The 21,265-nt window shown below is 51.2% G+C and carries 15 protein-coding genes; 12 read left to right on the top strand and 3 right to left on the bottom strand.

Features of this window, described 5'->3' with window-relative positions:
• The first annotated feature begins 153 nt into the window (after positions 1-153).
• The 4 genes from ACYVH9_RS19430 (at position 154) to ACYVH9_RS19415 (ending at position 5,524) form a co-directional block, all read left to right on the top strand.
• Positions 154-1,191 (top strand): oxidoreductase, encoded by a 1,038-nt coding sequence (locus ACYVH9_RS19430; protein WP_460638043.1) that lies wholly within the window; start codon positions 154-156, stop codon positions 1,189-1,191.
• A 130-nt stretch (positions 1,192-1,321) separates the two neighbouring features.
• A complete protein-coding gene (locus ACYVH9_RS19425; RefSeq protein ID WP_460638042.1) occupies positions 1,322-1,783 on the top strand; it encodes a MarR family winged helix-turn-helix transcriptional regulator in 462 nt (153 codons plus the stop codon).
• Positions 1,784-1,849: 66 nt separating this feature from the next.
• Positions 1,850-4,303: a 3-hydroxyacyl-CoA dehydrogenase/enoyl-CoA hydratase family protein gene (locus ACYVH9_RS19420; RefSeq protein ID WP_460638041.1), complete on the top strand. Its 2,454-nt coding sequence runs from the start codon at positions 1,850-1,852 to the stop codon at positions 4,301-4,303.
• 45 nt (positions 4,304-4,348) lie between these two features.
• A complete protein-coding gene (locus ACYVH9_RS19415; protein ID WP_460638040.1) occupies positions 4,349-5,524 on the top strand; it encodes an acetyl-CoA C-acyltransferase in 1,176 nt (391 codons plus the stop codon).
• A 28-nt stretch (positions 5,525-5,552) separates the two neighbouring features.
• Here the strand turns inward: ACYVH9_RS19415 and ACYVH9_RS19410 are convergent, their stop codons facing one another.
• Positions 5,553-7,781, bottom strand: a complete 2,229-nt coding sequence (locus tag ACYVH9_RS19410; protein WP_460638039.1) for a LysM peptidoglycan-binding domain-containing protein — start codon at positions 7,779-7,781, stop codon at positions 5,553-5,555.
• Between the two features lie 282 nt (positions 7,782-8,063).
• Here ACYVH9_RS19410 and ACYVH9_RS19405 point away from each other — a divergent pair, with 282 nt between their 5' ends.
• Together ACYVH9_RS19405 and ACYVH9_RS19400 are read left to right on the top strand one after the other, a co-directional pair.
• A complete protein-coding gene (locus ACYVH9_RS19405) occupies positions 8,064-9,878 on the top strand; it encodes an acyl-CoA dehydrogenase family protein (RefSeq protein ID WP_460638038.1) in 1,815 nt (604 codons plus the stop codon).
• Between the two features lie 248 nt (positions 9,879-10,126).
• Positions 10,127-11,575, top strand: a complete 1,449-nt coding sequence (locus ACYVH9_RS19400) for a Gfo/Idh/MocA family protein (protein WP_460638037.1) — start codon at positions 10,127-10,129, stop codon at positions 11,573-11,575.
• Positions 11,576-11,638: 63 nt separating this feature from the next.
• Here the strand turns inward: ACYVH9_RS19400 and galK are convergent, their stop codons facing one another.
• Positions 11,639-12,808, bottom strand: coding sequence for a galactokinase (galK, locus tag ACYVH9_RS19395; protein ID WP_460638036.1), 1,170 nt, complete (start codon positions 12,806-12,808; stop codon positions 11,639-11,641).
• 193 nt (positions 12,809-13,001) lie between these two features.
• Between galK and ACYVH9_RS19390 the strand changes: the two genes are divergently transcribed.
• On the top strand, positions 13,002-14,543 hold the full coding sequence (locus ACYVH9_RS19390; RefSeq protein ID WP_460638035.1) for a YifB family Mg chelatase-like AAA ATPase: 1,542 nt from the start codon (positions 13,002-13,004) through the stop codon (positions 14,541-14,543).
• A gap of 3 nt (positions 14,544-14,546) precedes the next feature.
• On the opposite strand, the gene recF is transcribed toward ACYVH9_RS19390, so the two are convergent.
• Positions 14,547-15,632, bottom strand: a complete 1,086-nt coding sequence (gene recF, locus ACYVH9_RS19385; RefSeq protein WP_460638034.1) for a DNA replication/repair protein RecF — start codon at positions 15,630-15,632, stop codon at positions 14,547-14,549.
• 193 nt (positions 15,633-15,825) lie between these two features.
• Between recF and pdhA the strand changes: the two genes are divergently transcribed.
• From pdhA to serS, 5 genes are all read left to right on the top strand, one after another.
• Positions 15,826-16,860: a pyruvate dehydrogenase (acetyl-transferring) E1 component subunit alpha gene (gene pdhA, locus ACYVH9_RS19380; protein ID WP_460638033.1), complete on the top strand. Its 1,035-nt coding sequence runs from the start codon at positions 15,826-15,828 to the stop codon at positions 16,858-16,860.
• A gap of 174 nt (positions 16,861-17,034) precedes the next feature.
• Positions 17,035-17,736 carry a tetratricopeptide repeat protein gene (locus ACYVH9_RS19375; RefSeq protein ID WP_460638032.1) on the top strand — a complete coding sequence of 234 codons (702 nt, stop codon included), beginning with the start codon at positions 17,035-17,037 and terminating at the stop codon, positions 17,734-17,736.
• Positions 17,737-17,910: 174 nt separating this feature from the next.
• Positions 17,911-18,420 (top strand): 6,7-dimethyl-8-ribityllumazine synthase, encoded by a 510-nt coding sequence (ribH, locus tag ACYVH9_RS19370; protein ID WP_460638031.1) that lies wholly within the window; start codon positions 17,911-17,913, stop codon positions 18,418-18,420.
• A gap of 121 nt (positions 18,421-18,541) precedes the next feature.
• On the top strand, positions 18,542-19,876 hold the full coding sequence (locus ACYVH9_RS19365) for an aspartate kinase (protein ID WP_460638030.1): 1,335 nt from the start codon (positions 18,542-18,544) through the stop codon (positions 19,874-19,876).
• A gap of 94 nt (positions 19,877-19,970) precedes the next feature.
• Complete coding sequence (gene serS, locus ACYVH9_RS19360) at positions 19,971-21,254, top strand: serine--tRNA ligase (RefSeq protein WP_460638029.1); 1,284 nt, start codon at positions 19,971-19,973, stop codon at positions 21,252-21,254.
• Positions 21,255-21,265 lie beyond the last annotated feature (11 nt).

Here is a 21,265-nt window from a genome sequence, read left to right as displayed (position 1 = left end):
GTATGAAAAGCTGAACAAACATACCGGAAACGGAAGCAAATCGATTGACCGTTTACGAAAAGCCGTTCACAAAAGTAAAGGACGGCCCAGCGTTAGAATTCTATAACCGGATTGTATTGCCATTTTACCGCGTTAAAACCGCTCTTTTTCCGTATGAAGCTGTTATGGTTCCTGCTTTTTCCTTCTTTCGTTTTGGCACAATGGCAACCGCAGACGAGTGGGACGGATGCCAATTTCCGATCCGTCAGCGCGGTTAGCCGGAACGTAGTTTGGGCGGGAGGCAGCAAGGGGACCTTTCTGCGTACGACAAATGGTGGCAAAACCTGGCACGCCGGGACGGTGCCGGGGGCCGAAACCTGCGATTTTCGCGACGTTCACGCTTTCAGTGCGAAAGAAGCAATCCTGATGGTGGCCGGACCCGCCGAGCAAAGACAGGCGCGGCTTTACCTAACCACCAACGGCGGCAAAACCTGGAAACTGATTTATCAAACTAACCAGACCGGGGTCTTTTTCGATTCTATGGATTTCTGGAACCGTTGGGAAGGGATGGTTTTCAGCGATCCGGTCAATGGCAAATGGTTCGTATTAACGACCACCAACGGCGGTAAAACCTGGAAACGCCTTCCGCCCGACCGATTGCCGCCTTTGCAAAAAGGAGAAGCGGCTTTTGCCGCCAGCGGAACAAGTTTGATAACGCGCGGCTATAAATGGCGGATGCAGAACTACCAGCGCGCCTGGATTGCTTCCGGAGGAGCCGACAAAGGGCGAATTTATTCAACCGTGTCGGTTGATGCGCCCTGGCAGGTAAGTGAAACGACCATTCCCGCCGGACCAACCGCCGGCATCTTTGGCCTTTGGTTTGATGGATCGGGGCAGAACGGTATAGCCGTGGGGGGCGACTACAAAAACGAAAAAGCGGAATGGGCCAACGTGTCTGTCACGACCGACGGTGGACGAACCTGGCGGGCCGGTGCGCCCACCAATCCGCCCGGTTTGAAAGAGGGCGTCGGTAAATTGTCGCGAAAACGGCTCATTGCCGTTGGCCCCTCGGGAACGGGCTACACGGATGATTTTGGCCAGAGTTGGACAAAAATCGACGATTCGGCTTTCCACGCCATCTCCTGTGCGGGCGGCCAATGCTGGGCCGTGGGCGCAAAAGGTGCCGTGGCGGTGATCCGGGCGGTAAAATAATTCTTGATTCCTACTATCTTTTCCTGCTTTTTCCCAATTTTATTGCTCTTTCCTTAACGGTATGCTTGCATAATACCTCTTAAAAATTGTAGCTTTACTGTCTGTATCCTGACCAAGGAGTACTACTGACATGAAAAAGGAAAAAACCGTCGATTACCACATCAAACTGGGTTGGCACGCTATTTCGCGGATGTACAATGCTTATGCGGCCCGCTACGACATGACGATGGCAATCGGTTTTGTGCTGCTAAACATCGACCTGGAACAGGGAACACCCGCAACAAAAATTGGTCCACTATTGGGCATGGAACCCCGAAGTCTCGTCCGGATGCTGAAGAGTCTGGAAGAAAGGGGCTGGATTCGGCGGGTTGTCGACGAAAACGACAAACGGTTTGTCCGGATTTTTCTCACCGACGTCGGAAAGGAGAAACGCGAAATTGCGCGCGAAGGTGTTATTCAGTTCAATAATGTGATTCGGGAAAATATTCCGCTTGACAAGCTCGTGGTTTTCTTCGAGGTTATGAAGGAGATCAACCGGTTGGTGGAAGATGAAAACGCCAAAATTAAAGCCAGCGGAGTTGAAGATTTTTAATTAAAATAATCTGAACCGGGATTCTACGGATTAATCTGTGGAATCTCAGTGCAAGAATTGACTCTTATGCAAACAACCCTTTCAAAACCACAATCAGAAGGCCGGGTACCGGTCGCGAAAAACCGCAGTATTCGTCGGGTCGCCGTGCTGGGCTCGGGGATTATGGGTTCCCGGATTGCCGCTCATTTCGCCAACATCGGTGTTGAAGTACTGCTGCTGGACATTGCTCCCAGCGCCCTGACACCCGCTGAAGAAGCCAAAGGACTGACGCTCGATAAACCCGTTGTTCGCAACCGGATCGTGAACGACGCTTTCCAGAATCTGCTAAAAGCCAGTCCGGCAGCGCTCTATAGCTCGAAATTTGCCAGCCGCATTACGCTCGGCAACTTCGATGATAACCTGCAAGATATTGGGAAGTACGACTGGGTGATTGAAGTGGTGGTGGAGCGGCTGGACATCAAACGGTCGTTGTACGAGCGCGTTGAGCAGTTCCGCAAACCGGGCACGCTGATTACATCCAATACATCCGGCATCCCGATGCACCTGCTGACCGAGGGGCGAAGCGAGGATTTTCGTCGGCATTTCTGCGGAACGCACTTCTTCAACCCACCCCGTTACCTGCGGTTGCTGGAAATCATTCCCGGCCCGGATACCGACCCGGCGATCATCGATTTTCTGATGAAGTACGGTGATTTGTACCTGGGAAAAACAACGGTTTTGTGCAAGGATACACCCGCTTTCATTGCCAACCGGCTGGGTATTTACGCCATGATTCAGACCATTCGCGTGGCTGAAGAAATGGGCCTGACGGTGGAGGAAGTTGATAAACTGACGGGCCCCGTAGTGGGGCGCCCAAAATCAGGGACGTTCCGGCTATCGGATGTGGTCGGTCTGGATACAACGGTCAACGTAGCCAGTAATCTGCTGAACGTATTGACCAACGATGAATCCAAAGACGGTTTTCAACTACCGTCGGTGATTCAGAAGTTGATGGAAAACAAATGGCTGGGCGATAAAACCGGGCAGGGATTCTACAAAAAAATCAAGGACGAAAAAGGGCAGTCGGTGATCCTGGCGCTTGATTTGAAAACGTTCGAATACAAACCATCACAGAAGGTTAAGTTTGCGACGCTGGAAGGTACGAAGAGCATAGATAATCTGAAAAAACGGTTCTCTGTGTTGCTGGCCGGTCAGGATAAGGCGGGTGAGTTTTACCGTAAAACATTCGCTGATCAGTTCCGTTACGCCAGCTACCGCATTCCTGAAGTGGCCGATGAATTATACCGCATCGATGCCGCCATCACCGCCGGGTTTGGCTGGCAACTGGGCCTGTTCGAAACCTGGGATGCCATCGGAGTCCGTAAAGGTGTTGAGCTGATCGAGTCGCTGGGTCAAAAACCGGCGCAGTGGGTTTACGACATGCTCGAAGCGGGTTTTGAAAGCTTTTACAAGCCCGAAGACGGTGTTCGGAAATATTACGACATTCCGACGAAGAGCTACAAAGCTGTTCCGGGCATGGAGCAGTTTATCTTGCTGGAAAACATCTCCAACAACGTTGTCTGGAAAAATGCGGGGTCGGTTCTGTACGACCTGGGCGATGGTATTCTGAATCTGGAATTCCGGAGTAAGATGAACACGATGGGCGCCGAGGTGATTGAGGGAATCAACAAAGCCATCAGCCTGGGCGAGAAAGAGTTTCGTGGCCTGGTCATCGGCAATGAATCGGCGGAGGCTTTCTCAGCGGGGGCCAACCTGGCGACCCTGTTTATGTTTGCCATCGAACAGGAATTTGACGAGATCAACCTGATGATTGCGCAGTTCCAGCAGACCATGATGCGGGCGCGGTATTCAGCCATTCCGGTGGTGGGCGCTCCGCATTCGCTGGCGCTCGGTGGCGGCTGCGAATTAAATCTGCACTGCGACCGGGTGGTGGCGCATTCCGAACTGTACATGGGCTTGGTGGAAGTGGGCGTCGGACTGATTCCGGCGGGGGGCGGAACGAAAGAAATGGCCGCCCGCGCCAGTGATTTGTACCAAACCGGCGACCCCGAATTGAATATTCTGCAAAGCATGTTCATGAACATTGCCACGGCCAAAGTTTCCACATCGGCGCAGGAAGCCCGCGAAATGAATTATCTGTTGCCCACGGCCCAGATCGTGCTGAATCGAAGCCGTCTGATTGCCGAGGCCAAGCAGGTCGCCATCGAACTGGCCGAGAATGGATACACGCAGCCGAAACCGCGTAAGGACATTAAAGTACAGGGCAAAACCGGAATTGCTTTGTTCAAAGCCGGTATTACGGCCATGCGCATGGGCCGTTACATATCCGACCACGACCAGAAAATTGCCGAAAAGCTGGCTTACGTGATCTGTGGCGGAGATCTGAGCACACCCCAAACCGTCAGTGAGCAATACCTGATTGAGCTGGAACGCGAAGCGTTTTTATCGCTAACTGGCGAGAAGAAGACGCTGGAACGGATGCAGGGGTTGTTGCAGGGAGGAAAGCCGCCGAGAAATTGATGTGCGAGATCATGCATTTGTCTACTCTCTTTAATCTCAAAAAAAATGGAGGCATACATTGTAGCTGGATATAGAACCGCTGTCGGGAAAGCACCCCGGGGCGGATTACGACTCACCCGCCCGGACGACATGGCGGCTGAAGTCATTAAACATTTACTGGCGCAGGTGCCAAATTTTGATCCCGCCCGCGTCGATGACCTGATTGTCGGCAATGCCGTGCCGGAAGCGGAACAGGGTATGCAGATTGCACGCTATGTGGCGCTACTGTCGCTGCCCAATAGCGTGCCGGGCATGACCATCAACCGGTATTGCGGGTCGGGCCTGGAAGCCATCGCCATTGCATCGGCCAAAATCCACGCCGGACTGGCCGACTGCATCATTGCCGGAGGAACCGAGTCGATGTCGCTGGTACCGGTGATGGGCTGGAAAACCGCCCTAAATTTTGAAATTGCGCAGAAACACCCCGATTATTACATCGGTATGGGCCTGACCGCCGAGCAGGTGGCCGAGCAATTCAAAATCAGTCGGGAAGCACAGGATCAGTTTGCTTATGAGTCGCACCAGAAAGCACTGGCGGCTCAGGCAGCCGGAAAGTTTGCTGACGAAATTGTGCCGATCACGGTGAAAGAAACCTATTTTGACGCTGATGCGGGCAAGAAGAAAACCCGTGAATGGGCCGTTAACAAAGATGAAGGGCCGCGCGCCGATACGAGTGTTGAAGCCCTGAACAAATTGAAACCGGTATTTGCCGCTGGCGGTTCGGTTACGGCAGGAAACTCCTCGCAAACCTCCGACGGAGCCGCGTTTGTAATCGTAATGTCCGAAAAACTGGTGAATGAGCTGGGGTTGAAGCCGAAAGCGCGGATGATGTCGTACGCGGCCGCCGGGGTCGAACCGCGCATCATGGGTATCGGGCCGGTCAATGCGATTCCGCTGGCCTTGCAAAAAGCGGGTCTGAAACAGGATGATATTGATCAGATTGAACTGAATGAAGCTTTTGCCGCCCAATCACTGGCGGTTATTCAGGAATTGGGTCTTGATCGGAGCAAAATCAATCCGAACGGTGGGGCTATCGCCTTGGGTCATGCGCTGGGGTCCACTGGCGCTCGCTTATCGGTCCAGCTTCTGAATGAGATGGAACGCCAGAACCAAAAATACGGCCTGGTGTCGGCCTGCGTCGGCGGAGGGCAGGGCGTCGCCGGAATTTTCGAACGACTTTAATCAACGAAGGGAGCCAATGCAGCTCCCTTTATTTTTTTCGAATAATTAGCCGCGCTCCGATCACCGCTGTCAGATCCGGTAAGTTATTCCACTGCTGAATCTGGGTTGGTTTTACGTTATACCGCAGGCCAATGCGGTACATGTTCTCACCCGCTTGTACAACGTGAATGATCTCATCGGAATAAGTGTAGGTAGGTGCGGGTGCCTGGGTTGGCTTGGCGATCGGCGGCTTGGCTACGGCGGGTTTTGGTGTTGATGCTGCTAGCGTTTTTGCTACAACGGTTTTGAGGGATGGCGTCGTTACTGGCTTGGCTACGGCGGTTTTGGGAGCTGATGGTGGCACTGGTTTGTCTGCAACAGTTTTGGGAACCGGAGCCGTTACTGGTTTTGCTACCGACGGTTTTGCAATGATGGGCTTGGCGGGCGGTTTGGTTGCCAGCGGAACCAACTCTTTCGTGGTTGGGCTTTTCGACTGGTCAATCAGCAGCAATTGTCCCGGTTGCAGCGGTTTCAGGGCGGATAGATTATTCCAGGTATACAATTGCTGAACCGTAACGTGATACTGGCGAGCCACGGTGGCGTAGGTATCGGTTTTTTCGGCAATATGCATGATCAGCGGGCCACTTACTTCTTCCGCTTCTTCATCAGGCAGTTTTTCCGGGTTGGCAATCTTGGCCGAACGAACCGGGTGAATCGTTTTTGTGGCACTTGAGCGGAAGACGGGTAGCTCTGGTTTGTTTAGCGCAGCAATCATGCTGTCCAGCATAGCTAACGTATTGCTTGGTGGTACAGTAGGGGGCAGGGCCAAGGGGGCTACTGGCTGAATCTGTGGTTTGGGTGCAGCGACGCCGGGCCGGGTTTGGACCAGAACAGGATCTGTTTTAGGAATGGACGGTGCTGAATCAGGTGATTTGGGCGACCGGTAATACTCAACCGGCAGATTTCGCGGACGTTTCTTTTGCAGCCATAACACGCGGGTGGGCGTGGGTTGCTGTTCCGGGTTAATAGCGTTATAGGCGATTAGTCTCTCCAGCTTAATACCGTATTGCTGAGAAATTGACCAAAGTGATTGACCCCGTTTAACAATGTGGAAGGGAACGCGGGCTCGTTTACTTTTTTTGCGCAGGTAATAAATTTCACCGGCCACAATCGGGCGATCCCCACGCAAATCGTTATAGTGTTCGAATTTCTTTACTTTCAATTTACCCTGGTAAGCCAGCGTGATTCGGCTGTCGAACAATTGCGCCTGAATCCCTTTCTTTCCGTTGATTCGGTAAAAAGTTCCGCCCCGTTGAGGAGCGTCAGCGATTTTCTCTAAGGCTGGAAATCCGGCATCTTGCAGTGCCATCGGGTTGTTGTCGGCAGGGTTTGTCCGGCGTTTCAGCTCGACGTAGTGTTCCAGTGTGACCGGTATATAAACCGTATAATCGTCTTGGTCCGGGACTCGGGGTGCTTTCAGCCAGGTATTGTATTGGGCAACACGCTTTTCGGTGGCCTGGCATTGTTCCGCAATCTGCGGGATACTTTTTCCCCGTGATTCTTCATACGGAAATAAGACCGTTTGGTTGGATGGGTGATAGACCGACATGGCCCGCTCCAGCACAATTTTAGTGGCCAGCAACCGGATTAAAAACCTGTCCTGCGCATTCGTGAGTGCATACACCTTGTTATCGCCGGTTTCAGGAGCCAGTAATCGGGTTGTATCAGCGCGCAAAAACAGGTCGTAGCGGTGGATAGCAGATACCCAGTTGGCTTTCTGTTGGTAAAGCTGTTTCAGGCGATTGATGGCTGCCAGGGTTGACCGCACCGGGTGTAAGCGCTCGTCGACAAAAGGATTAATACGTAATTCTGGGAGCTGACTTTTGCCGAGTGCCCAAAAACCGTTACCAGGCTCATCCGTAACCGGCGCGGGATCATAAAGTGCCAGAAATATAAAATCGTCGGATAAGGAATGTTGCGCCAGGAATGGCTTAATAATCGGAATATAGAGGTTCAGCCGTTCTAGCTGGGCAGTAACCAAAGCCCGGTTGACGTATAAGATTTCGGCTTCCTGCTGGACAAAATGCTGTGTTGCCTCGTTCAGATGGATTGTTACGCCCGCGAATTCCAGACGGTTTCCAACGCGGGGAACACCCTGGGCCTGACTTACTCCGTATGCGAAGAAAACTCCCAGACTCAGCCCCAGTACGAACTTTACCCACGGAAAATGCGAAATATGCCTGATGACTACCTGTCTGAGTTCATTTATATTGTTCATAAATACCTCGTAATCGCTGACGAAAGATACTATTAAACAATATATGTACAACCAATTGTTACTTAAATTTCTATCTTTTAGCAATTAACGCGCGGTGTACGCCCACTTTTACGGCACTTTATAGCTCGTTACCATTCTGTTGAATGCGATTTTTATACAAGATTCAACCTGAATAGTACTAAATTTAATCGTATGCTTGCATACCATAACGGCTTTTGTTAGCTTTGCAAGTAATGGTGTGATGGCACACCGCCCGACAACAACCCTATTGATCTATACGTCATGATTGCCACGGAACCTACAGCATCGATTAAAGGCGGGGAGTTTCTGATCAAAGAAACGGACGCATCGCAGGTGTTTATTCCCGAAGAGTTTACGGAAGAACAGCAAATGATTGCCGCTACGTGCCGCGAATTTCTGGAGCGTGAAATCTGGCCCCGGCTGGATGAGATCGATCACGCGAAATCACCGGAGCTAATTGCATCGTTGATGGACAAAGCCGGAGAACTCGGTTTGCTCGGAACTTCGGTACCGGAAGAGTACGGCGGGTTTGGCATGAATTTCAATACATCGATGCTGGTGACGGAAGTCACGGGCGCCGGACATTCGTTCTCCGTTGCATTGTCGGCCCATACCGGAATCGGGACGTTGCCGATTGTTTATTACGGAAATGAAGAACAGAAAGCAAACTATTTACCCAAGCTAGCCACCGGCGAATGGAAAGCCGCGTACTGTCTGACGGAACCGGATTCGGGTTCGGATGCCAACTCGGGCAAAACAAAAGCCCGCTTGTCGGAAGATGGCAAACATTACATCATCAACGGCCAGAAAATGTGGATTACGAACGGCGGTTTTGCCGATCTGTTTATCGTTTTTGCCAAGATTGACGATGGCAACGGGCAAGTCGATAAAAACCTGAGTGCTTTCCTGATTGAAAAAGAGTTTGGTGGCATCACAATGAACGAGCCGGAGCACAAAATGGGTATCAAAGGCTCCGATACCCGTCAATTGTTTTTCAACGACTGTAAAGTACCTGTTGAGAACCTGCTGTCGACGCGCGGCAACGGTTTTAAGATTGCCGTTAACATTCTTAACGTCGGTCGGATCAAACTGGGCGTTGCCGCCGTTGGGGGGGCTAAAGAAGTGCTCAATAATGCCATTCGATACGCCAACGAGCGCAAACAGTTTGGGACATTGATTTCAAGCTTTGGAGCGATCAAACACAAGCTGGCCGAAATGGCGGTTAAGATGTATGCCTGCGAAACGGCCTGTTACCGGGCGGGGCAGAACATTGATGATTTGATTGAAAGCCTGAAAGCCAACGGTGTAAGTGATGCCGACGCCAAGCTGAAAGCTCTGGAGCAGTTTGCGATTGAGTGTGCCATGATGAAAGTTCACGGTTCCGAAATACTCGACTACGTTGTTGACGAAGGGGTTCAGGTTTATGGCGGGATGGGCTACTCGGCCGATGCGCCGATGGACCGTGCGTACCGCGATGCCCGGATCAACCGAATTTTTGAGGGAACGAACGAAATTAACCGGATGCTGACGATTGATATGATTCTGAAGCGGACGATGAAGGGTGAACTGGATCTGATGGGGCCAGCGATGGCGGTTTCCAAAGAAATCATGTCCATTCCGGATTTCAGCGCCGAAGAAGAGGAGGTGTTGTTTGCCGCCGAGAAGAAAGTGTTGCGGAACCTGAAGAAAGCGGTTTTGATGGTTGCGGGCGCTGCGGTTCAGAAATTCATGATGAAACTGTCGGAAGAACAGGAGATCTTAATGAATCTGGCCGATATGGTCATCGAAGTCTACGTGGCCGAATCCGTTTTGCTGCGGGTCGAAAAGCGGATCCGAACCAAAGTGGAATCCGACGTTGCGCTCCAAAAGGATCTGGCACTGACGTATCTGCACGAAGCCGTCGAAAAAATCAATAACGCTGGCCGGGCTGCAATCACATCCTTTGCCGAGGGCGACGAACTGCGGGTAATGCTGATGGGCCTGAAGCGGTTTACAAAAATTGAGCCGTTGAATTTGAAAGAAACCCGCCGTCGGATTGCTGACGCGATGATTGCGGAGAACAAATATATTTTTTAAAAGATGCTGGTCTGTAAACCGCAGACCGAACGAGTAACTTCTAAACTAAAAACCATAAATGGTATAAGCCGGCTGCGGATTCGCGGTCGGCTTTATTGTTTGCTGCCAACAATTTTAAGCGGCTTAATAGTCTGATTGTCGCCTTTCTGCGTATTGTTTTCAGTCTGGTTCTGGATTTTCGGAGCGTTCGTCATTGTCGTAGCGGAGATGCGAAACCGGTCTGTTCCTTTCTCTAAACCCTTTTACATATGGACGACAATCACCAAACTACAGACAATTCAAGCCGCCGGGATTTTCTGAAAACCTCATCACTGGCGGCTACTTCGTTTTTTATCGTTCCCCGTCATGTGCTGGGTAAAGGTTTTATTGCTCCTAGCGACAAACTCAATATCGCCGGTATTGGTGTAGGCGGTAAAGGGAAAAGCGACCTGGCGTCATTTGCTAAGAGCCCCAACGTCAACATTGTGGCGCTTTGTGATGTCGACGATCGGCAGGCCGTTGAGTCTCGCAAGAATTTTCCGAAAGCGACGTATTACAAGGACTTTCGGGAAATGCTAGCGAAAGAGCGCAAAAATATCGATGCCTGCTCCGTGTCGACCCCCGACAACACCCATGCCGTAGCCACGCTGGCGGCTATGCAGCTGGGAAAACACGTGTATACCCAAAAACCGTTAACGCACGACATCTACGAAGCCCGGATGCTGGGGCAGGCGGCTAAAAAATACAAAGTGGTAACCCAGATGGGCAACCAGGGCGGTTCGGGCAACGGCGTTCGGCGGATGAAAGAAATCTACGATTCGGGCATTATTGGCGATGTCAATAAAGTACTGGCCTGGACCAACCGCCCGGTATGGCCGCAAGCTATTCCGACGGACCGGACGTTCGACGTTCCAAAGGAGCTAGATTTTGACCTGTGGCTGGGACCCGCCAAAAAAGTGCCGTACAACGAAGCCTACCTGCCCTGGAACTGGCGTGGCTGGTGGCCGTACGGAACCGGCGCGCTCGGTGATATGGCCTGTCACATTCTGGACCCGGTATTCCGGATTCTGCCCCTCGAATACCCCAATTCGGTGGAATGTAGCGTAGCGGGTACCTGGACGTTTACGCTCCGCGAGCAGGACCATAATCCGGACTGGACACCGTTTTCGTCGTCTATTCACCTGAATTACCCCCGGAAAGACGGAAAAGGCGATATTAAATTAAGCTGGTACGATGGCGGTATTCTGCCCGAGCTGCCGGAAGAATTATTGCCGGGCGAAGCCTTCGGAAATTCCGATGGTGGGGTTTTGTTCGTTGGGTCGAAAGGGAAATTGATGGCCGATTGTTACGGGGCCAATCCGCGCCTGTTGCCGCTGAAAGCCAACGAGAGCCTGAACGTTCCTCAGACGATTGCCCGCGTGCCGAATGAAGACCATTATTTGCAGTGGGTCGATGCCTGCATTGCCGGTTATGGCAAAGGAAAAACCAGTTCGCCTTTCGAATACGCAGCGCCATTCACTGAAAGCATTTTGATTGGAAACCTGGCTTTGAGAAGCTGGATGTTGCGTGACAATCCAAACGGGAAGAAAACCGTTGACAAGTACAACGGTCGTAAAAAACTGTTGTGGGATGCCGCCAACATGAAAGTAACCAACTACGATCTGGCGAATCAATATGTTAAGCGGGAATACCGCGAAGGCTGGACGCTGACGGTCTAACGCAAAGTATAGATTGACGGCCTCATCCGTTCTAAAGCAGATGAGGCCGCTTTTACTTTTTTACTATTCCAGGACCGAGGTTCCGTTTGTGATTCGAACCGGATAACATTTCAGTTCAATCTGGAACTCATTCTGGTAAGCTTCTTTCAGTCGGTTAACAAATGAATCCGCGATTTCGTGTTTGACCAGGTTAATCGTACAGCCACCAAAACCGCCCCCCATCATTCGGGCTCCCAAAACCGTATCGTCCGCGCGGGTCTGGTCGACCAAAAAATCCAGTTCTGGGCAGCTGACTTCGTAATCGTGCTGCAAACCATCGTGGGTTTCGTACATCTTCTGGCCAAAAGCCGTCAAGTCGTTGTTCAGTAGATCCTGACATGCCACCTGAACGCGCCGGATTTCTTCAGTAACGTATCGGCAACGCTGGTACACTTTTCCCGGCATCTCGTCGCGGTGGGCATCAACGAGTTCGGTGGTCGCGTCGCGCAGCAACTGGATGGCCGGATTATACTGTTGCAGAATCGCAACGCCGGTTTCACACTCGCTCCGGCGGGTGTTGTATTCGCTGTCGTCGAGTGAGTGTTTGACGCCCGTATCGCACAGAATCAAGGCATAATCGGTTGTCAGAAACGGGAAATATTCATGGTGCAGGGATTTGCAATCCAATTGAATGACGGCCTGCTCGCGCCCAAACATCGACGCAAACTGGTCCATAATTCCGCAATTGACCCCAACAAACTGGTTTTCGGCGCGTTGACTGAGTTGCACCATGTCCAGCGTTGATAGCTCCAGCTCGTAAAGGTTATTTAACGCAAATGCCAGCCCGCATTCCAGGGCCGCCGATGAGGATAAACCTGCTCCGGCGGGAATGTTTCCCCCAAAAACCAGGTCAAAGCCACCGGGTTGGCGACCGGCTTTCTGCAACTGATCAACCACACCCATCAGGTAATTTGGCCAGCCCAGAGACGATTGGGTTAACTGGTGGAGTTCGAACGAAAACGACTGATTCAGGTTTTCGGCCACGATACGGCCCGTTGAGTCGTCGCGCCGGGCGATAGCAAATACAATTTCTTTGTCGATACTGGCGGGCAGCACCAGGCCGCCGTTGTAATCGGTATGTTCACCCAGTAAATTAATCCGGCCGGGGCCACGGACCAGCAATTCGGGTTCCCGGTCAAATTCGGTTCGAAAAACCGCCTTAATCTGCTCACTATACGATTGGGGAGAAGTCATGCTTTTGGTGCTAAAAGGTCTATCGGACTCGTACTGATCTGAATTTTGCTCCAAAGTTTGTTGCCTTTTTAGAGTTAACAAACAGACGGGCGTCAAATCTGGTGAATTTGTGCGATTTCATCCAGAAAAACGGAAGGTTCGTGTGTCCTTCCCGTCGGTTGTTCGTCTAACCTATAAATAGATTCCTGCTTACATGCTGGCTAAAACCTTCGGAAGTGCCGTTCATGGCGTTAGTGCGACCATTATTACGATTGAAGTTGCTGTGGCTCAAGGGTTACATTTTCATCTGGTTGGTTTGCCCGACAGCGCCGTCAAAGAAAGCGAACACCGGGTCGAATCATCGTTAAAATACTTTGGCTACCGAATGCCGCGGCAAAAAGTGGTGGTGAATCTGGCTCCGGCTGATATTCGAAAAGAAGGTTCTTCGTACGACTTACCAATTGCACTCTGTGTTCTCCAGGCTTCCGAGCAAATCAATCCCGAGCGCAGTCTGGAAGAATACGTTATTATGGGTGAATTGTCGCTCGATGGTCGGCTGCGGCCCATTAAGGGTGTTTTACCCATTGCCATTGAAGCTCGTAAAAGAGGATACAAGGGATTTGTGTTGCCCGCCGAGAATGCGCCCGAAGCCGCCATTGTGAATAATCTGGATGTCATTGGTGTGGAGACCATGATGGATGCGGTTGACTACTTTGCCGGAAAAAAAGCGATTGAGCCGCTGGTAACGGATACACGCGAGTTGTTCACCAAAACACAAAACGCTTACGAAGCCGATTTTGCCCACGTTCAAGGGCAGGAAAATATCAAACGGGCAATGGAGATTGCCGCTGCCGGTGGGCATAACGTCATCATGATTGGTCCACCGGGGGCCGGAAAAACCATGCTGGCGAAGCGCTTGCCGAGCATTTTACCGCCATTGACGTTGCATGAAGCGCTGGAAACCACCAAAATTCATTCGGTAGCCGGGAAGCTGGGCAGCCGGGCTACGCTGATTGCTACCCGACCGTTTCGGTCTCCGCACCACACCATCAGCGATGCGGCTTTGGTAGGAGGGGGCAGCTTTCCGCAGCCCGGGGAGATTTCACTTTCGCACAACGGCGTGCTGTTTCTGGACGAATTGCCTGAATTTAAGCGGACGGCGCTGGAGGTAATGCGGCAACCGCTGGAAGAACGGAAAGTAAGCATTTCGAGGGCGCGATGGGCGGTGGAATTTCCGGCCAATTTTATGCTGATTGCCAGCATGAATCCGTGCCCCTGCGGGTATTACAACCACCCGGAAAAAGAGTGTGTCTGTGGCCCGGGTGTGGTGCAACGGTATTTAAACAAAATCAGCGGACCGTTGCTGGACCGCATCGATCTGCACGTTGAAGTAACGCCCGTTTCCTTCGATCAAATGACGGCCAACCGCCCTTCCGAGAGCAGCGACGCCATTCGGGAGCGCGTGATCCGGGCGCGGGAGATCCAGACGAAGCGGTTTGAAGAGCAGACCGGAATCTATTCCAACGCCATGATGCCGTCGCAGATGGTAAAAGACGTTTGCGTCATTGATGAGGCCGGGCTAGCGCTGCTAAAAACCGCTATGGATCGGTTGGGTCTGTCGGCCCGCGCCTACGACCGGATTCTGAAAGTATCGCGCACAATTGCGGATTTGGCCAGCAGTAAGCAAATTGAAATCGAGCACCTGGCCGAAGCAATTCAGTACCGTAGCCTGGACCGCGAGAACTGGGCGGGGTAGTGGTTACCCTTCCGTCTGAAAATAGGCTACCTCGGCTTTCACGGAGGCCAGCAACTCCCGAGTCCGCTCGGGCCGGGCGTCGGTGATGAAAATCTGTCCGAAGGTATGATGTTCCATGAGGGTGATGAGTTTGCCGATCCGGCGGTCATCGAGCTTATCGAAAATGTCATCCAGCAGCAACATCGGTTTGGTCCCTTTTTCGGCCTGAAGCTGCTCGAATTGTGCCAGTTTGAGGGCAATAACAAAAGTTTTCTGCTGACCTTGCGAGCCAAACTTTTTCAGGGCAACGCCGTTGGCTTCGAACACAAAATCATCTTTATGAACTCCTTTGTTGGTTCGCTGTAATTGAATGTCGCGCTGACGGTTTCGGCGGAAATCTTTCGGGAACTCCTCGTTACCAACTTCTGACTCGTAAATAATGTCGACGGCTTCGCGGGCTTCGCTCAGGTAGGCGTAATGCTTTTGAACGATCGGTAAAAACTCCGCAATAAACTGCTTCCGGCGGACGTAAATCTTCTGAGCAAGTTGCAGCAACGGTTCGTTATAGGTTTCGAGCAGTTCCTCATCCAGGTAATTCCGTTCAGCAAACAGTTTCAGGGTGCCGTTGCGCTGCTTCAGCAGTTGGTGATAAAACAAATAATCGCGTAGGTAATCGGCATCCAGCTGCGCCAAAACTCCATCGAAAAAATGCCGCCGTTCTTCGCTATGCTCCCGCACCAGATCGGTATCATTGGGCGCCAGCATCACCACCGGAAAGCGCCCGATGTGTTCGCTGATGCGATCGTACGGTTTTTTGTCCGACAATAGCACTTTTCGCTGCCCCCGCTGGAGGCTGCACGTAATCTGAACCGGCCGGTTGTCGAGCCGGAACATGCCGTCAATGATAAAGAAATCGCTCTGATGGTTAATACTTAAGGCATCCTGATTGTGAAATGCGCTTTTGCTCAGGGATAAAAAATAGACCGCATCCAGCAAATTGGTTTTTCCGCTGCCGTTCGACCCCACAATGCAATTAATCTGTTCGCTAAATGTAAAACTCCCTTCCTCGTAGTTTTTGAAGTTAGTCAGGTTGAGTTTTTCCAAATACATCGGTATGGTTGTTAGCGGGAAATGCGTATTTTCGCGGCACCGTAGTGCTCCGGTCCTCTGAGACTAGCGGGAGTCACTGCGTGTTTAAGCAACAAAGATACAGGTCGTTTGTTATGGAATGACTAGCTACCTGCATCGGAAACGATTTCCGTTTTTAAATTCGGTTATCCTTTTTTTACGCCCAAAGAACTATATGGCAAGTGTAAAGGAAAAATCTAAGTCTTCGCCAGCTGCGACAAAAACCAAGCACCCCAAAGAGCGCTACCTCTACTGGTATGAATCGATGATGCTTCAACGGAAGTTTGAAGAAAAAGCCGGTCAGCTTTATGGGCAACAGAAAATCCGGGGGTTCTGTCACCTCTACATCGGGCAGGAAGCCTGTTCCTCAGGGTCGTATTCGGCACTGACTAAAGATGATAAATGGATTACGGCTTACCGTGATCACGGTATTCCGCTGGCCTTGGGTTCTGACCCGAAAGCCATCATGGCCGAATTATTCGGTAAGCAAACCGGATCGTCGAAAGGAAAAGGGGGCTCGATGCACATTTTTGACAAATCGGTCAACTTTATGGGCGGCCACGGTATTGTCGGGGCTCAGATACCACTCGGTGCCGGGATTGCCTTTGCCGAGAAATACAACCAAACTACCAACCTCTGCATGTGCTTCATGGGCGATGGAGCGGTTCGGCAGGGTGCATTCCACGAAACGCTCAACATGGCTATGACGTGGAAATTGCCCGTTATCTTCGTGATTGAAAACAACGGGTATGCAATGGGAACTTCCGTTGCCCGGACGTCGAACGTAACGGATCTATACACCCTTGGTGAGGCCTACGACATGCCGTCGGAGCCGGTTGATGCCATGAGCGTAGAGGCTGTTCACGAAGCTGTTAGCCGGGCCGCCGAGCGTGCCCGCAAAGGCGAAGGCCCGACGTTGCTGGAATTCCGGACGTACCGGTACCGCGGTCACTCCATGTCAGATCCGCAGAAGTACCGGACCAAAGACGAACTGGAGCAGTACAAACAACGTGACCCCATCGAGAACGTCCGTGCCGCCATTTTGGAGCAGAAATTAGCGACTGAAGATGAGCTGGGAGCTATTGATCAGAAAATCAAAGGCATTGTAGACGAGTCGGTGAAGTTTGCCGAAGAGTCGCCTTATCCGTCACCGGACGAAGCGTTCAAAGACGTTTACATGCAGAAAGATTATCCATTCCTTACCGAATAAAGGAGGAAAAGAAGGAAAGGAGGAAGAAACGAGAAAATGCTTCGGCTTTTCTTCGGCTCTTCCTCCTTCTTTTCTTCTTCTTTTTCCTTTATTATCAAAACTTTGTCCTGCGTTTTTCTTTCTATTGTGTGGAGATTTGCTAAATTTGCAGTCCCAAATTTTGGATAATCTTAAATGAGTAAGACACAAACAAGCTCCAAACTGGAGTTTCTGGAAGATCCTACCGCATTAGCGGGGTCGTTAGGGAAGGCAGAGGTGTTTTTTGAGCGAAATCAGAAACTGGTTCTGGGCCTGCTGGGCGCGGTTGTGCTGGTTATTGCCGGCTTTATTGGTTACCGGTACTGGGTAAGTAGCCAGGACGAAGAAGCTCAGACGGCGATGTTTCCCTCAGTTTATGAATGGGAGGCCGATTCACTCAAAAAAGCATTGAATGGTAATGGTGCTAACGAAGGTTTGATCGCTATTTCGGAAGAGTATAGTGCGGCTCCCGCCGGAAATCTTGCCAGTTTCTATTCAGGTGTTGCCTTGCTGAAACAAGGAAAATACGATGACGCCATCGACAAACTGAAGAACTTTAGCTCTTCTGATTTGCTGGTACAAGGCCGGACGTATACCTTGATCGGTGATGCTTACATGGAAAAGAAAGCGTATAGCGACGCGATCGATTACTATAAAAAAGCGGCTGATTACAAGCCAAATCAATATTTTACACCCGCTTACCTGATGAAGCTGGCAGTTGCTTACGAGCAAAACAAGCAAAATCAGGAGGCAATCAGCACGTACAACCAGATTATCGACAAGTATCCGACTTCGGCAGAATCCGCCAATGCCAAGAAGTATAAATCCGTCCTGGAAAGCACGGTCGGTGAGTCGTAAGCAGCGTTGAAACAACCCATTGCGAAAGGACAAAACCGACCGAGGTTTTGTCCTTTTTTTTGGACTCGGATTAGCAGGATAGAAAGGTGTCCGGGTCAATGTTGACAGGTCTCAAACCTGAATCTAAGTTACTAAATCTGCGTTAATTGTTTAATCTGTGTAATCCGAGTTCAGATGGCCAGTGAATTAAAGAATTTAAGTGTTTTTTCAACTGAAAACCTCCCCGATATTAGCAAACGATGCTTTGCCATTGTTGTGGCTGAGTGGAATGCCGAAGTTACGGAAGCCCTGTTTGAAGGTGCTTATCAAACCCTGCTGCAATACGGAGCCGTAGCTGGTAACATCATTCGGGGGAATGTGCCGGGGAGTTTTGAGCTGAGTCTCGGAGCGCAGTGGTTTGCCCAGCGCGACGATATTGATGCCGTAATTGCCCTTGGCTGCGTGATTCAGGGAGAAACTAAACACAATGATTACATCAACCACGCAGTGGCGCAGGGATTAACCCAGGTCGGAATTCAAACCGGAAAACCGGTTATTTTCGGGGTGCTGACACCCAATAACCAGCAGCAGGCTATCGACCGCGCGGGTGGTATCCACGGCAACAAAGGCGACGAAGCTGCCATGACGGCCATCAAAATGTTAGGCTTACAGCAACAAGTTTATAGTTATTCACCCAAACTCTAATTTTGAATGAGTAAACGATAGATGGTGTCAATAGCTGCGCTAGAAACTATTCACTGGCAAAACTGTTCGCCCATTCACCGCTCCGGCGGCCCGGTCATTTACTCATTTACTCATTAATCCCATGCAAGTCTGGAAATTTGGCGGAACGTCTGTTGGCAAGCCCGAACGGATGCATTCGATCCGCAGCCTGATTACCTCCGATGATCAGCAGAAAATCATCGTCCTGTCGGCCCTGTCCGGCACCACCAACGCGCTCCTGTCCATTGCGGAATCGCTGAAGCTGGATCAGCCCGAGGAAGCCGCCGAAAAAATCGAGCACCTAAAAGCGCACTATGATACATTCGTGCGGGAGCTGTACAAAACATCGGATGGGTTGACCAAAGGCCAGAAGATCATTGAAAACGAATTTTCGTTTATCCGATCGTTGACTCGCATCCGGCCGTTTACCCTGAAACAGGAAAAGGAGCTGGTGGCTGAAGGCGAATTGCTGAGCACCCAGATGTTTCAGGCTTATCTGGAAGAAACCGAACAGGAGTCTATTCTGCTGCCAGCGCTGGAATTTATGCGGGTCGATGCCGACGGCGAACCGGAGCTGGATTTTACGGAGCGTAAACTGCGGGAGTTGCTGCGGGCGCACGGTGATAAGAGAATAATTGTTACTCAGGGCTTTATTTGTCGTAATCCGCGCGGAGAAGTCGATAACCTGAAACGGGGTGGTTCTGATTATACAGCTTCGCTGATTGGCGGTGCCATCCGGGCCGACGAAATTCAGATCTGGACCGACATTGACGGAATGCACAATAACGACCCGCGGATTGTGAAGAACACCTTCCCGATTCGGGCGTTGACGTTTGAGGAAGCTGCGGAGCTAGCGTATTTCGGAGCCAAAATACTGCACCCGTCTACCATCACACCCGCCAAAATGTTTGGCGTACCGGTGCGCCTGAAAAATACGATGGACCCGCAGGCCGAAGGGACGCTGATTGCCAGCAAAACCTCCGACCAGGTGTTTAAAGCCGTGGCGGCCAAAGATGGTATTACGGCCCTGTATATTCACTCACTGCGGATGCTGAACGCGTACGGTTTTCTGCGTCGGATTTTCGAAGTGTTTGAAAAATATAAAACCCCGGTTGATCTGATTGCAACGTCGGAAGTATCGGTTTCGGTCACCATCGACAAAACGGATAACCTGACCGAACTGATGGCCGAACTGCGGACCTTCTGCGATCTGGAAGAGCCGGATTATGACCAGACGATTGTCTGTATTGTCGGTAACTTCAGCGCCGACCATGCCGGTATAGCTTTGCAGGTTTTGAAAGCATTGGAAGGCATCCCGATCCGGATGATTTCGTACGGCGGAACTGAACACAATATTTCATTGCTGATGCACGGCCGTTACAAGGCCGAAGCGTTGAATGCGCTGAATGAGGGGTTGTTCAATTTAACAGAAGCTTAAAAAGATGCAGAGCTCTGGCAGGTTTTTAGAACCTGCCAGGGTTTCAACTAGAAATACTTATCGCTGCTCAACCGCAGTTATTATCCGATTAACCATGCTTTTACTCCCTTTCATCCGCGAAAATAAAGAAGCCACGCTGGCAGGCCTGAACAAGAAACGGTTTGCCAACGCAGAAGCCATCGTTGAGCAGGTGCTGGCGCTGGATCAAGTACGGCGCGATACCCAAAAAGAATTGGATGACGTGCTGGCTCGCTCCAACGCGAAGGCCAAGGAAATTGGGGCTTTCATGAAGGCTGGCCAGAAAGCCGAAGCCGAAGCGGCCAAATCTGAAACCGCTGAGCTGAAAACGCGTTCGAAAGAACTGGAGGAAAGCCTGAAATTTACCGAGCAACAATTGCAGAACGTCATGGTTACGCTTCCTAACCTGCCCCACAGTAGTGTTCCGGAAGGTCGTAATGCAGAAGACAACGAAGTGGTGTTGCAACACGGGGATATTCCGACGCTGGCGGAAGGTACTTTGCCGCACTGGGAACTGATCAAAAAGTACGGTATCATCGATTTCGATCTGGGCAACAAAATTTCGGGAGCCGGTTTTCCGGTTTATCGGGGCAAAGGTGCCCGCATTCAGCGAGCGATGATTAACTTTTTCCTCGATGAAGCCCTTAAGGCAGGCTATTTCGAAATTCAGCCGCCCATTCTGATCAACGAAGATTCGGGGTTTGGAACGGGTCAGTTGCCCGACAAAGAAGGGCAGATGTACTACGTAACGGAAGATAAACTGTACCTGATTCCAACGGCCGAAGTACCCATCACGAACCTGTATCGCGACGTGATTGTATCTGAAGACCAATTGCCGATCAAAAACGTGGGGCATACGCCTTGTTTCCGGCGCGAAGCGGGTTCCTGGGGCGCACACGTCCGGGGACTTAACCGGCTGCATCAGTTTGACAAGGTTGAGATTGTGCAGATTCGCAAACCGGAAGAATCCTACCAGGCACTGGAGGAAATGAGCCAGTATGTGCAAAGTCTGTTGCAAAAGCTGGAATTGCCCTACCGGGTTTTGCGGCTTTGCGGAGGTGACATGGGTTTCGCGTCAGCGTTGACGTATGATATGGAAGTTTGGTCGGCGGCCCAACAGCGCTGGCTGGAAGTAAGCTCAGTTTCTAACTTCGAGACCTATCAATCCAATCGGTTGAAACTCCGGTACCGGGCTGATCGCGACGGCGGACCGGCAAAGACGCAGTTGCTGCATACCTTGAACGGTTCGGCGCTGGCGTTGCCGCGAATTCTGGCCGCCATTCTGGAAAACAACCAGACACCGGATGGCATCCGGATTCCGCAAGTACTGGTGCCCTACTGCGGTTTTGAAACCATTTAGCCAGGCTATTG

It is taken from the genome of Larkinella harenae, from assembly GCF_054780515.1.
This window is presented reverse-complemented; position numbering and strand designations above follow the sequence as displayed.

Excerpts from the sequence above, each read along its gene's own strand:
- ACYVH9_RS19430 (WP_460638043.1), top strand. The coding sequence starts at position 154 with ATGAAGCTGTTATGGTTCCTGCTTTTTCCTTCTTTCGTTTTGGCACAA.
- ACYVH9_RS19425 (WP_460638042.1), top strand. The coding sequence starts at position 1,322 with ATGAAAAAGGAAAAAACCGTCGATTACCACATCAAACTGGGTTGGCAC.
- ACYVH9_RS19420 (WP_460638041.1), top strand. The coding sequence starts at position 1,850 with ATGCAAACAACCCTTTCAAAACCACAATCAGAAGGCCGGGTACCGGTC.
- ACYVH9_RS19415 (WP_460638040.1), top strand. The coding sequence starts at position 4,349 with ATGGAGGCATACATTGTAGCTGGATATAGAACCGCTGTCGGGAAAGCA.
- ACYVH9_RS19410 (WP_460638039.1), bottom strand. The coding sequence starts at position 7,781 with ATGAACAATATAAATGAACTCAGACAGGTAGTCATCAGGCATATTTCG.
- ACYVH9_RS19405 (WP_460638038.1), top strand. The coding sequence starts at position 8,064 with ATGATTGCCACGGAACCTACAGCATCGATTAAAGGCGGGGAGTTTCTG.
- ACYVH9_RS19400 (WP_460638037.1), top strand. The coding sequence starts at position 10,127 with ATGGACGACAATCACCAAACTACAGACAATTCAAGCCGCCGGGATTTT.
- galK (WP_460638036.1), bottom strand. The coding sequence starts at position 12,808 with ATGACTTCTCCCCAATCGTATAGTGAGCAGATTAAGGCGGTTTTTCGA.
- ACYVH9_RS19390 (WP_460638035.1), top strand. The coding sequence starts at position 13,002 with ATGCTGGCTAAAACCTTCGGAAGTGCCGTTCATGGCGTTAGTGCGACC.
- recF (WP_460638034.1), bottom strand. The coding sequence starts at position 15,632 with ATGTATTTGGAAAAACTCAACCTGACTAACTTCAAAAACTACGAGGAA.
- pdhA (WP_460638033.1), top strand. The coding sequence starts at position 15,826 with ATGGCAAGTGTAAAGGAAAAATCTAAGTCTTCGCCAGCTGCGACAAAA.
- ACYVH9_RS19375 (WP_460638032.1), top strand. The coding sequence starts at position 17,035 with ATGAGTAAGACACAAACAAGCTCCAAACTGGAGTTTCTGGAAGATCCT.
- ribH (WP_460638031.1), top strand. The coding sequence starts at position 17,911 with ATGGCCAGTGAATTAAAGAATTTAAGTGTTTTTTCAACTGAAAACCTC.
- ACYVH9_RS19365 (WP_460638030.1), top strand. The coding sequence starts at position 18,542 with ATGCAAGTCTGGAAATTTGGCGGAACGTCTGTTGGCAAGCCCGAACGG.
- serS (WP_460638029.1), top strand. The coding sequence starts at position 19,971 with ATGCTTTTACTCCCTTTCATCCGCGAAAATAAAGAAGCCACGCTGGCA.